Source organism: Macellibacteroides sp., from assembly GCF_050251695.1.
Taxonomy (GTDB): domain Bacteria; phylum Bacteroidota; class Bacteroidia; order Bacteroidales; family Tannerellaceae; genus Macellibacteroides; species Macellibacteroides fermentans.
This window is the reverse complement of record NZ_JBFWMI010000104.1, coordinates 1-11,214: the sequence shown is the minus strand read 5'-3', so window position 1 is coordinate 11,214 and position 11,214 is coordinate 1. Positions and strand designations below refer to the sequence as shown.

Here is an 11,214-nt window from a genome sequence, read left to right as displayed (position 1 = left end):
ATCGCCTTTTGGTGTATCGCTCACCACCTTGCCTCTTAAACAAAGCAGCATACACTGGTTTGCAACCATCTCCTGTAAGACGGTTACGAGGGGCCTGCCCTCATCTCTTTCACAGTTACAAACATTGCCGCCTGCAATGTTTTCACAGCACACTCTATCATCTGTCAGCTTTTTATTTCACCTCGCCCCTATCCAAAAGACGGGACAAGATCAATCCGCAACGACTCGTAAAGCGCATGGATAGGATGAAGTAACGCCATCATTACCGGCAACTAATCCAAACACAACGAGAAACTATTCCGGACACTGTAGTAAACTATTCGTTTGCGATATGGACACTTTGCATTCAACAATTGTCAAACGCAAAGTATCCATATGTTGACTTTGCGTTCAACAGCTGTCAAACGAATAGTTCTTCGTTATGAAAAAGATAAAGCTCCGTTATAAAAGGATTAATTCATTTAAAGGAAACACATAGCAGCCCTACAGACTATGAGTCATTTTGTATCCGATTATTATTAATCATCCAAGCTATACATTTGTTAATTATAGGGAATTGCGTAATATAACTAACAAGTTTCGATTGGATCCAGATTCCGTATCCGTTTAATTAAGAATATTTAACCACTTTATCCTTTTGCAATCAATTAATTATGATTAGGTTTGCATAGTTAGATCTTAAATTTAATCATATACAAGCTATGAACAATAGTAAAGCCACACTCCTGGCAATGATTCCGGTTGCCGTATTTATTTTGTTAGTTGTCGGACTTCTTCAGTGTGATTTCGTTACCGTCGATGCGGCTGCATTCCAAAAAGAAAAGGAATATACCAAAGAAGAACTTCATTTGTTTGCTGATTTCGCATTTCCAAATGAGAGAATACGAAAGTATGATGAAGACATCAGGGTAGTTATAAAGAACAAAGAATACCTGAATGATGCATCCATACAAGAGGTGGACTCTATTATTGCCATTCTAGCGCCTCTGGTTCATCCAATTAAAATATACAGGGTGGAGAAGAACGGAAATTTGGTTGTAACCCGGAATAAGCAAACATCGGGGAAGTATAGGAGATCAAGTGGCTGTGAGAACTCAAACCTCTTTGAAACACTTTCATGGAGTAATACGTATTCCGAAATATACGATACGCACCACTATAACGGGGCGAAACACATTTTCAAGGAATTTGAACATGCCCTCGGCTTAAATAAGCCAACCAAGCAATATCCTTTTTATACAAATATCAATTCCAATACCCCGCAAAAGCCCTATATATTCAGGTCTTTCGAAGAATCCGACAGTTGCATGGCTCAATTCTATATTTCGGAACAGGAAAAGATGGTGATTAAAATGTTATACTCGCCCGCCATTAAGTCCGGACTACGCAAAGAGGAATTCATGAAGCAATTCAAGTTAAGCTGAAACGCTTTAAACGAAAAAAAGAGTATCCTTTCGGAATACTCTTTTTACCTGGTGATCCGCCTGGGGATTTGCCTGGGATTCTGAACCCGACGAAATCAAACAGCATATCAATAAGTTATAAAATCAACTTTTTGTAAGTCCCACGAAATAGTCTCCCAAAGGAGCAAGATTTAGTACATCCAGTTTACTATCATAACCGATAGCTGCTCTTTTCAGGTTGTAGCTTATGAAATACCCCTTTTCATCTTCCTGAACTTCATAAGTAGCAGGACTAGCCTGCTGGCTCGTTTCATTTATATGGATTACACTTAACATGTAATGTTCTCCATACCGACAGATAATAACTGTTGGATTCGGATTGACACTTTCCCAATTGCCCGTTAAAACCTTTAGGTTGAATATTTTTTCTTTCATTTTCCATTCTGTTTAGAGGCTAGAGAATCATTGAGTAGTTTCTCTACATCAGATGCTTTATAGTAGCATTTGTTGTTGATCTGAGAAAATGAAATCTTACCCGTATTCCGATAGTACTGTAAGGTTCGTTTGGAAACATTCAGGAGGCTACAGACATCCTGATTGTCGAGCCATTCACTGCTGTGCTGATCTACTCCGCACCACTGTTTAATTTGTTTGACAAACGCTTCGAATCGTTCTTTTATGGGCTCGAAAGTCTTGCCTTCTATTGCTATTACTTCCATATCAATACTTTTTTAGTTGTTACTTAAATCGATCTCATTGCAATGATCTACCGACAAAGAAAAGCTAAATGTGGATTGATTTCCAGAAAGTTGATGTAGTAGCTGGAAGTGGAAGCGGGTGGCATAAGAGACCATATTCCAATATAAAGATATCTTGTTTCTAAATAGCGAAATTATCCATATGACAACCAAGCACCTCATAGTGCACCATGTGTATTTCTTTGATTTATATTCATTTAGATGATTTTCTGCATTTTAAGACAGACAATTTTAAAGCAAAGCTAAAAAAGAGTATCTTTACAGCAAAATATAACTTTGTATCGGAAATTATATGTCAATAACTCAATTTGAGAAAAAAATTCAAGAACTTAACTTTTCCTTTATTTCAGATAAAGGAACAAGTGGAGTGTTGTTGACTCAATACTATGAATGTCTTCCGGAGGCTGTATCTGCTCCAGATATTCTCTTTGCGTTAGAAACTGCTAAAAACAAATTTGAAGCAGATGCCGTATATTTTCGTTATTTCCCAGATGGTAGAGCTGCTGTACCGCAACTATATCTCTTTGACTATACACTAAAACAAATAACTCTTGAAGAAAAGAACCGCATACACCGAAATATGTGGAATGGTTATCAAGTCCCCGCTTATATCATTATTGAAAAATCTTTAGTTAGTTTTTATGATGCAAGAGAAAAGCCTGATTATAAAAAAGATAATTATGCAAAAGAGATAATAATAAAAACAGGAGTAGCCATTAAGGGATTCAATGCCCAAGGTTTTGATGATGGATTGTTTTGGGAAGAAAAAGAAAATAAAAATCATTTTCAATTTGAACAGTCTGCAACAAGAGATTTAATTCGTGGGCTAAAAGAAGTATATGCCAGCTTTCGAGAGAAATCTAACTTAGACAAACATGTCGCTTTAAAGTTATTAGTTCAATGTCTCCTTATAAAATATTTAGAAGAACGAGATGAAGACTCACGGAGTGGATATTTTGCAGGTACTTATTTTCAAAAACACTTCCAATGTAATAATTTTTGTGACACTATTCGTCAAGGGAAACTTCTTGATTTATTAGATAAACTAGCCTCTGATTTTAATGGTAAAATATTTGAGTGGAATAAAGAGAAAGAAGTTGCAGAAAGAACTTCTATCCAAAAAACAGAAATTAAATATCTGGCGGACTACTTAGATGCGAATATAGAGAATAATCAATATGTTTTTTGGCGATTATATTCATTCTCACATCTACCTGTAGAAGTTATTAGCTCTGTATATGAAGAATTACTGACTGACAGTAAAGATATTGTATATACGCCTGAAATGATTGTCTCTACTTTAGTAGACGAATGTATGCCTCTCAAATCTCCTCAAAAAGATTTTAAGTTGATTGATGTAAGTTGTGGGTCTGGAATTTTCTTAGTCAAGGCTTATAAACGCATTGTCCAATGGTGGAGATATGAACAATGGCAAAAAACAGGAAAGTTAGAAAAACCATCACTTTCTGTATTGAAAGATTTGCTATTGAAGAGTATTCATGGGATTGATATTGAGCAAGACGCAATCCGCTTGTCAATTTTTAGTTTGGCTCTGGCAATATTAGATGAGGTAAATTTAGATCCTCCAACGTGGGGGAAGTTAAGATTTCCAGATTTAAATGATAATATTCTCACAAAAAACTTTTTTAAATATATAACGGAAAATCCACCCAACGATTTTTCTTTGGTAATCGGAAATCCACCATTTAATCTGCCAGAAGTTGATGGTAAAGAGCCTAGTAGAAAGAATTATTTTAAAGAATTAGAAGAAAAGAATGGTTATAAGAGTGAGGTAGAAATACCAGATGAAAATCCAGCACTTCATTTTTTAATACAATCCATGAAGCTTTTGAAAAAAGATGGAATTTTATCTCTGATTCAACCATCAGGTCCTTTGTTGTATCAAAAGGATTTACAATTTAAGGAGTATCTTTTTTCTACTTACAACTTGTTGCAGGTAATTGACTTTACCAAACTGGCAGATAAGTTGTGGGGAAGAAAGAATGTCTCAACAGCTGCTATTTTTTTGCAAAAGTCAAAACCTGATTCTGAATCTATTTTACATCTAATTGCCAATCGTACTTTTTCAAACACCAATAGGTTATTTTTAGAGTTCGATCATTATGACTTCCATTTAATGAGTAAAAATGAAGCTATTTTTAAACCGTATATATGGAAAGCTCATTTGTTAGGAGGGGGAAGAATTACATCTTTTATCGAAAGACTATCAAACTTACCTACTTTAAAAGAGTTTTTAAAAATAAAAGAGAAAAAAGAAGGATGGTGCGTTGGTAGTGGATATATTATTGGTGACGAAAGTAATGCAGCTGATTATATAACGGATAAAGATACTATTCCTGTTGAAGCATTAACAGAAGAAGGAATTGACAATGAACAAATTCATAATTGTCCAATTCAATATTTCGAAAGACCTAGAAAAACTAAAAAGAAGATTTATGAGGGACCACATATTTTAATAAGAATTATAATCGGCAGTCAAAAAATTCCTATTGCCTATTCTGAGAAATATTTATCGTTTCCTTTCGGAGTAATTGGCATCCATGCCCCTCAAAAGTCAAAATCAGAATTATTAGCATTATATAATTATCTAAAAGAAAATAACACTCTCCTAAGAGGCTATATCTTAGCGACAAGCGGAAGAGTTATGATTGGAAAAGCTACTTCAATTAATAAAGATGACATAATGAGAATTCCATATTCTCAAGAAAAAAAGGATATCCTATTTTCCGAAACGGAGAAAATTATTATTGAAGAAATAGCAAACAAGAAAATCACAGAAGAGATATTTGCTTCTAATATAGATTTAATATCATTCTCATCTGTTTTTTGCAAAGCTCTCAATAGCGTATATCAAATCGAAGAAAGAAAATTTCAAGCCTATAAAATTTTAGATGTTGGAAATTATTTGGCGATACATTTTGAATATAGTAACGAAGTTCTCACTACTTTAGAAGAATCTATTCCTGATTTAAGTCAATATATACAAAATGCTATTCCTCAAAGGAGTGCGAGTCAACAGTGTACACGCATTCAGAAAATAATGAAGGTGTATAGTAAAGATACTATTATTCTAATAAAACCTAAGCAATTGCGTTATTGGCTTCCATCTATAGCCTTGCGAGATGCTGATGAAGTATTTGCTGACTATATAAAATCCCGTTATTAAAATGCTCAGAGATAGTCAGCCTACATATCAATTACCTCAACCAAGTGATTTGACAGTCGCAGCCAACCATGAAGTGGAGCAAATATTATTGTTCATAGATAATCACATATCAAGTTTCCCTTCGTATTATAACGAAAATAAAGATTCCGATAATGAAAATTGGATTAGTAATCTTGTAGTACGTCATTTTAATCTATGCAATCACGAAAATGGAGGATATTTGCCTTATGAATTTAGTAAAAACCCACCACAAGCTGGTTCTACAAAAGAAACTGATATTGGCGTATATATAAATACAAGAAACTCAAAAGCTATTCCAATAATTGAATTTGAAGCTAAGCGCTTCTCTGAATCATCCAATAATCAAGAATATGTTTATGGGGAACGTGGAGGAATTGAACGCTTCAAAAAAGGAGAACATTCAGGACACCTTAAAGTGTGTGGAATGTTTGCTTATGTGCAAAGTCGAACAATTGAGGAATGGTTCTCTAAAGTTAACGGATGGTTAATTAAACTGTCTCAAAATAATACAAATGACCGAATAGATTGGATAGAAAATGAACAGTTATCTAAAGTTTCATTGTTTAAATCAGCTGAAAAATTTACGTCTTGTCATAGAAGAAAGTCATCTAATGATACTATTTCTATTTGGCACTACTTTATTGACCTAACAATATTTAATAGCAAGAATTAGAGTGCGAATAGCTTATTCTTATTCTCTCCAATGCATATATTTTTCCTTTTTAGATTTGTTAAACACCCCTCCTATGGAAAGTCCGAATAAAGCATTGCTTTTAGGAGATTTACTCTTTTCGTGAGCGAAAAGGAAGAAATCTTCTGAAACCCGAAGCGCTTGGCATTGTTGTTTCAGACTTGGAATATACCTTGTTTCACAAATACAAAATGGATTATCCCTGCCGAAACCCTCGTTTTGGCTTCTTCTTTTTATTTGGTTTGCGTACAGGTTGTTCTTCCTCACCGCTGTTAAATTCGGGAGTAAACAAGCCCAACGCAGAGGATAGACCCAAATCGGGTAGATTGAAACTTTGCTTATTTTCAGAACTGTGTGAAATATCGCTTTCTTGTTTATTTGCAAACTTGCTTTCAGTCAGTTCTTCCTGCTTATCTGCATACATGCCTGTCTGCAAATTTTCTTTTTCACTGATAATATCACTTCAAATGTGCCACCCGTATCACTCACAAATGTGCCGGAAAAATAACCGCACAGCGCTGTAATCATATTAACCATTCATGATATCTTTATCCCAAAAGAGATTAAAGATACCATGGCAAACATTTAAATTACAATGCTAGAATTACGAAAAATGGTTCAATACTTTGACCTGAATCTGTCTCAACGGAGTATTAGTACAAAAATGCGTATAAGCCGGACATCGGTTTCAGTTTATAAAAGGCGTGCTGATTCATCGGGCAAAAGCTACAATGTAATATGCAAATTTAAATTCGGCGTTTTTCGGAAATATTGAATCAACAGTTTTATTAATACCTATCAAAGACCAAGCCGGTTTATTAATTAAAATATATTCTTTCTGTTCTCCATCCGATAACTTGTACCTTTTTAATGGAAAGCTTTCCATTAAAAAGGTGAATCAATGAGACGTAAAAAAATAAAATAAATAATTACTTTTGCAATCTAATTACAGTCTGTGAAAAGTGGCACATTTGGTGTGATATATTCACTTTGGGAAAATCAAAGAAAGCAGTCAGATCGTTCCAGTTGCGATGCCAGCTTGTACGATATGGTGATATTTAGAACCCCATTTTCGCACAAATTCTTCCAATGCGATGTCTGCTTGGTCTCGATTGACGGAGGTGTAAACCTCTTTCATATCAGCCGCAAAATCTTTTAAATCCGTCCATACAACATATCTACATGAATTACTGATTTGATGTACCACACATTTTTGAGTTGTGGATTGCGGAAATACAGCGCGAATGGTTTTGGTAAAGCCATTTAGGTTGTCAATTACCGTTATAAATATATCCTCCACACCACGTGCTTTGAGATCCGGTTGAACAGATATCCAAAAAGAAGAGTTTTCTGTCTTCCCAATCCGCATACCAAGAATCTCTTTGTAGCCTCGAGAATTAAATCCTACACATAGATAAATGGTCAGGTAAGGTCCTAGGTTCTTAGGATAAACAACATATCTTTCAGCATGTGCACCTTGGCTCCAATAGCGAAAATTACTTAGCTTTTCTTTATATTGTCGCTGAAAGTTACGTCCGTTAAACCCCAGGTAGGTTTCAAGGCTTTGACAACTGATGGCGTTAGTATCGACTAATTTCTTTAAAAAAAGCAGCATACTCTGCGCTCATGCGAGTACCCTGCGCAATGACATTCCAATCCCTCCTTACCTTTTTAACTTCCCCTTCTATTTCAACATCCCATCGACGTCTTTTCACACTTAAGGTTACTAACATATTCCGTATGGGATAATCATTTATCAGACGCTGCTCCATGAAACCACTAGCCTTATATTTATAATATTTGTATTCCGTTGGAATCTGGTTTTTCTCTTCCAGATAAATGGTCAGAGTTTTATCATATACATATTTTCCACTATTCCCTTTATCAAAGCCTACTATAGTAAAGTATTCTAGTATCCCTTCGGGTAATATTAACTCTAATAATGATTGGTTGATATCCTTGTCCATTTAATCTTATTTAGGAACACAAAGATAAATCATTTTAATTTTAGACCCAACTTTTGTCGGTGATCCAGAAAAACCCAATTCAAGTTAAGCTGAAACGCTTTAAACGAAAAAAAGAGTATCCATTCGGAATACTCTTTTTACCTGGTGATCCGCCTGGGGCTCGAACCCAGGACCCCATCCTTAAAAGGGATGTGCTCTACCTGCTGAGCTAGCGAATCATCCTATGCGTTACTTCTGTAATGCGGGTGCAAAGGTACGGTTTATTTTCATATATGCAAGCATTGAAGCAACTTTTTTGCTATTGATCGCCACTTATTTTTTCCCGCTTCAGCTGTCTTCTGGTTTTATCCGACTCTATCTTACTCTGTTCCATCAAGATAAAACGTTTATAGTAAGATAAGGAAAGTGTTGTTAAAGGTAGTGCAACAATAAGTCCTACGAACCCTAAAAGGGTTCCCCATATGGAAAGAGATAATAAAATGATGGCAGGATTGAGTCCCATAGCCTTTCCCATTATTTTAGGAGTGAGAAACAGATCCTGTATTCCCTGAACAACACACAAAACCAACAATGCCGATCCAAAAATAAGCCAGAAACTACCGCCAGTTTCGGCGGCCTTTAAGAGACTAAGAAGCAACATGGGGATTAATCCCAGAGTCTGCAGGTAAGGTATCAGATTCAAAAATCCGATAAAAAGGCCCAATGAAACAGCCAGCGGGAAATCTATAATTTTAAAACCAATAGCAAACAGCACTCCTACACATAACGCAATCAGTGCCTGTCCACGGAAATACCGGTTCATGCTCACCTCCACATCTTCGGCCAGACCTTGTGCAAAGGGGCGATACCTTTCTGGAATCAGCTTAATCCATCCTTCGGCTATCTTCTCATAGTCCAACAGGATAAAGATGAAATACAGCATTACCACAAACAGGATTGTGACACTAAACAGCAAGGAGAAGGTACTGGACAAAAGCGTCCACATCCTGGGAGCAATTTGTTTCAGGGTATTCAGCAGGTTCTCCCGACTTACCAATTCGCTTAAATGCAGCAAATCCATCTGATTGACGATGTAGATTCTCCAGGATTCGGGTATCAGCGGAATATTTTCCGGGTTACCCTGGTGCGTTTGAAGCAATTGGAATGTACCCTGGATTTCATCTATTATGGAAGGGACCACCAGTTGATAAAGTAAAATCAGTAACCCTGCCAACGATACTAAAACGGCTGTAATTGAGAGAACCCGGCTTTTAAATTTCAATTTATACTGAAAAAAACGGACGAAAGGCTGCATCATATAGGCCATCAGCCAGGCAATCAGGAAAGGTAACAGGGCATTTTTCAGCACTGCCAACAAATAAATCAACCCTCCTATCATCAGGACACTGAATACAATCCTGGATACACGGTCGAATGTAAATGGCTTATCAAACAACGGATTCATTCCAAAAGTTTTTATCTTTGCTTTCTACAAAGATAGAATAAAGAAATTAACCTTATAAGGATGACTAAAAAAATATTATTTCCGGCTATATTATGCTGTTTTACGCTGGCAATCCTGGCTCAAACGCCTCAGCCTGTTAAGCGTTTACTCAAAATGCCCTACATGAAAGGCGCCTCTTTCTCGCTTGTTATCCAGGAGGTTGGAAGTGATAAGGCAAAATATGCCGTTTCGCCCGACCTTTCGGTTATCCCGGCGTCTGTAATGAAGACGGTAACAACGGCTACCGCGCTCGAATTGCTGGGTAACGACTATCGCTTTGCCACTTCGCTGACTTACGACGGACATATAAAGGATGGAGTGCTTCATGGCAATCTTTACATTGAGGGAAGTGGCGATCCCACGTTGGGATCCCGTTTTGTAAAGGATAACAACACTGAGTTTCTGAATGATTGGCTGCAGGGAATCAAAGCGGCAGGAATACGATCCATTGAAGGATCTGTGATTGCCGATGAGCGTTGTTTTGATACCGAAGGTGTCTCCATCAAATGGGTGGGAGAAGATTTGGGTAGTTATTTCGGTGCCGGCAGTTACGGTCTTTCGGTCTTCGACAATCAGTACAAGGTGTTTGTCCAAACCGGAGCAGTAGGCACAAAGCCGGTTATCAAGCACTCGGAACCCGACATGAGCGGGTTGCGTTTTCACAATTACCTGGTTGCCGGAGCCGTTGCAACCGACAGTTCCTATACATTGGGAGCTCCCTTTGCTGCAGACCGCTACCTGTACGGTGTGGTGCCTGCCAACCGGCCGTTATATACCATGAAGGGAGATATCCCCGATCCTCCCTACTTTTTGGCCGACTACTTCAGTCGCTTTTTAAAAGGCAAAGGAATCCAGGTTGGCGGTCAGCCGTCCTGCTTCAGGCTGCTGGATGAAAGCCAACAGTCCACCTCAGCCAAAAGAGTAAACTTAGTTACCACCTACTCTCCACCCGTTAGCGAAATAGTACGTATTACCAACGAAGTGAGTCAGAATCTGTATGCTGATGCCTTACTTAAAACAATCGGACACTCCTATACTCCGGAGGCAGGCGAAGTAATCTCCTCTTTCGGAAAGGGAATCAAACGGGTAAAGCAATTCTGGGATGCAAAGGGTATCGACACCTACCCGCTTTGGATGTTTGATGGAAGCGGACTCTCATCCAGTGATAAGCTTTCGGCCCGTTTTCTGGCAGACATCCTGCTTTATATGGCCACGGATGCCTCTTCATCGCAGACCTTTTACAACTCTTTGCCACGTACGGGGATAGAGGGAAGTGTCCGGAATTTCATGAAAGGCTATTCGTTGGAAGGAAATATCCGGCTTAAAAGCGGAAGTATGAGTCGGGTTAAGGGATATGCAGGCTATGTGGACAAAGATGGCAAACGTTATTGTGTAACTTTATTCGTGAACAACTATTCGTGTGATGGTAAAATAATGACCTACGAACTGGATCGGTTGCTACGGAATCTGTTTGAATAGACACCTTATATAAAGAAGAAGCCCTTCACCGGACAACCGCTTGTCAAATACGGTCTGCAGGTGAAGGGCTTCTTTGTTTCTATATCCCGATTACTTGCTGAAATCTCTTGGAGCAGGAACCGGAGGCAATGGTTTGCGATCTTTCAACTGAGCTTTTACCTCTTCGATGGCACGATTCAGCTGCTCGTCTTCGCCTGCCCATTCCTTGGCCGGGTCATTATCAAT

9 protein-coding genes, 1 tRNA gene and 1 pseudogene are annotated in these 11,214 nt (G+C 37.7%); 4 read left to right on the top strand and 7 right to left on the bottom strand.

Annotated elements, in window-relative coordinates:
- The first annotated feature begins 701 nt into the window (after positions 1–701).
- Complete coding sequence (locus AB7E53_RS12810; protein ID WP_446776068.1) at positions 702–1,424, top strand: hypothetical protein; 723 nt, start codon at positions 702–704, stop codon at positions 1,422–1,424.
- Between the two features lie 123 nt (positions 1,425–1,547).
- Here AB7E53_RS12810 and AB7E53_RS12805 read toward each other — a convergent pair whose 3' ends face one another.
- Together AB7E53_RS12805 and AB7E53_RS12800 are read right to left on the bottom strand one after the other, a co-directional pair.
- Positions 1,548–1,838 carry a DUF3876 domain-containing protein gene (locus tag AB7E53_RS12805; protein WP_446772953.1) on the bottom strand — a complete coding sequence of 97 codons (291 nt, stop codon included), beginning with the start codon at positions 1,836–1,838 and terminating at the stop codon, positions 1,548–1,550.
- A complete protein-coding gene (locus AB7E53_RS12800; protein WP_446772952.1) occupies positions 1,835–2,122 on the bottom strand; it encodes a helix-turn-helix domain-containing protein in 288 nt (95 codons plus the stop codon). Before AB7E53_RS12800 ends, AB7E53_RS12805 begins: the two co-directional genes overlap by 4 nt.
- A 331-nt stretch (positions 2,123–2,453) precedes the next feature.
- Here AB7E53_RS12800 and AB7E53_RS12795 point away from each other — a divergent pair, with 331 nt between their 5' ends.
- Both AB7E53_RS12795 and AB7E53_RS12790 read left to right on the top strand, forming a co-directional pair.
- A complete protein-coding gene (locus AB7E53_RS12795) occupies positions 2,454–5,348 on the top strand; it encodes an HsdM family class I SAM-dependent methyltransferase (protein WP_446776066.1) in 2,895 nt (964 codons plus the stop codon).
- Position 5,349: 1 nt separating this feature from the next.
- Complete coding sequence (locus AB7E53_RS12790; RefSeq protein ID WP_446776064.1) at positions 5,350–6,042, top strand: hypothetical protein; 693 nt, start codon at positions 5,350–5,352, stop codon at positions 6,040–6,042.
- A 214-nt stretch (positions 6,043–6,256) separates the two neighbouring features.
- On the opposite strand, the gene AB7E53_RS12785 is transcribed toward AB7E53_RS12790, so the two are convergent.
- The 5 genes and pseudogenes from AB7E53_RS12785 to AB7E53_RS12765 all read right to left on the bottom strand — a co-directional run bounded on the left by AB7E53_RS12785 (position 6,257) and on the right by AB7E53_RS12765 (position 9,471).
- Complete coding sequence (locus AB7E53_RS12785) at positions 6,257–6,484, bottom strand: hypothetical protein (protein ID WP_446776063.1); 228 nt, start codon at positions 6,482–6,484, stop codon at positions 6,257–6,259.
- A 568-nt stretch (positions 6,485–7,052) separates the two neighbouring features.
- Positions 7,053–7,483 (bottom strand): annotated as a pseudogene (locus tag AB7E53_RS12780) (IS256 family transposase); the annotation flags it as partial.
- Between the two features lie 157 nt (positions 7,484–7,640).
- Complete coding sequence (locus tag AB7E53_RS12775; protein ID WP_446776061.1) at positions 7,641–8,027, bottom strand: ISAon1 family transposase N-terminal region protein; 387 nt, start codon at positions 8,025–8,027, stop codon at positions 7,641–7,643.
- A gap of 142 nt (positions 8,028–8,169) precedes the next feature.
- Positions 8,170–8,245: transfer RNA gene (locus tag AB7E53_RS12770), tRNA-Lys, on the bottom strand.
- A gap of 80 nt (positions 8,246–8,325) precedes the next feature.
- Positions 8,326–9,471 (bottom strand): AI-2E family transporter, encoded by a 1,146-nt coding sequence (locus AB7E53_RS12765; RefSeq protein ID WP_079684390.1) that lies wholly within the window; start codon positions 9,469–9,471, stop codon positions 8,326–8,328.
- Positions 9,472–9,531: 60 nt separating this feature from the next.
- Here AB7E53_RS12765 and dacB point away from each other — a divergent pair, with 60 nt between their 5' ends.
- A complete protein-coding gene (gene dacB / locus AB7E53_RS12760; protein WP_446776059.1) occupies positions 9,532–10,989 on the top strand; it encodes a D-alanyl-D-alanine carboxypeptidase/D-alanyl-D-alanine endopeptidase in 1,458 nt (485 codons plus the stop codon).
- Positions 10,990–11,214: the final 225 nt, after the last annotated feature.